This is a genomic window from Streptomyces sp. NRRL S-495 (assembly GCF_000966955.1).
Classification (GTDB): Bacteria; Actinomycetota; Actinomycetes; order Streptomycetales; family Streptomycetaceae; genus Kitasatospora; species Kitasatospora purpeofusca.
In genome coordinates this window covers 1-1344 of sequence record NZ_JZWY01001314.1, presented here as the reverse complement: position 1 = coordinate 1344, position 1344 = coordinate 1, and the positions used below count along the sequence as shown (strand labels likewise).

The following is a 1344-nucleotide window of genomic DNA, read 5'->3' as shown; positions in this document are numbered from 1 at the left end:
GCCTACGTCGCGGGCGGCCTCGACCTCGCCGACGCGGCCCGGGCCCGGATCTCCCACCGGGGCGGCATGGTGTCCGTGCCGCGCCCGCTGGCCGAGGTCGAACGGCGGATCACCGCCTGGCCCGGCCGGCTCTCCATCGGCGTCGTCAACGGCCCGCAGGCCACCGTCGTCTCCGGCGACCTCGACGCGCTCGCCGAACTCACCGCCGCGTACACCGCCGAGGGCGTCACCGTCCGACCGGTCAACATCGACTACGCCTCGCACTCCGCGCAGACCGAGGCGCTGCGCGAGGAACTCCTCGGTCTGCTCGCCGACCTGCGGCCGCGCACCGGCACCGTGCCGCTGCTGTCCACCGTCACCGGGGAGTGGCAGGACACCGCCGCCCTGGACGCCGGCTACTGGTACCGGAACCTGCGCCACACCGTCCGCTTCGAGCAGGCCACCCGCCGGCTCGCCGAGACCGGGCACACCGTGTTCGTCGAGGTCTCCCCGCACCCGGTGCTCACCGGCGCGATCGAGGACACCCTGGACGCGGTGGGCCCGGCCGCCACCGCGTCCGCCGTCGTCACCGGCTCGCTGCGGCGCGGGCAGGGCGGCCGCGAGCGCTGGCTCACCTCCGTCGCCGAGCTGTCCGTGCGCGGCGTGGCCGTCGACTGGACGGCGGCCTTCGCCGACGCCCGGCCCGCGCACGCCGAGCTGCCCGGCTACCCGTTCCAGCGGCAGCGCTACTGGCTGGACGCCAGCCGCTCCCCGGAGCTGACCGCCGCCCCGGGCGGGCCCGCCGGGGACAGCCTGTTCTGGGACCTGGTCGGCGAGCAGGACGCGGGCCGCCTCGGCGAGGCGATCGGCGTCGACGGCGACCGGCTGGTCCCCGTGCTGCCCGCGCTCGCCTCCTGGTGGGACCGGCGCCGCGCCGCGACCGCCGCCGACGGCTGGCGGCACCGCGTCGTCTGGCGGCCCGTCGGGACCCCGACGGCGACCGCGACCGCCACCGAGGGCCGCTGGCTGCTCGTCCTCCCGGAGGGCATCGACGCGGAGGACCACCCCTGGGCGAGCGGCCTCACCGAGGCGCTCGGCGCCCACGGCGCCACCGTCCGGCTGCTCACCGCCGGCGTCGACCGGCCCGCCCTGGCCGCCGAACTGGCCCGGCTGACCACCGAGGACGGCCCGCTGACCGGCGTGGTCTCCCTGCTCGGCCTGCGCCCCGGCGCCCACCCCGAGCACCCCGAACTCCCCTGGGCGCACGCCGCCCAGGTGGCCCTGGCCCAGGCCCTGGACGACGCGGCCGCGCCCGCCCCCGTCTGGTACCTCACCCGGGGCGCCGTCAGCACCGGGCCCGCCGAC

General features: G+C 78.4%; 1 protein-coding gene. It reads left to right on the top strand.

Annotated elements, in window-relative coordinates; genetic code table 11:
• A partial coding sequence (locus VR45_RS48190) for an acyltransferase domain-containing protein (protein WP_045945149.1) occupies positions 1 to 1344 on the top strand: 1344 nt, incomplete at both ends.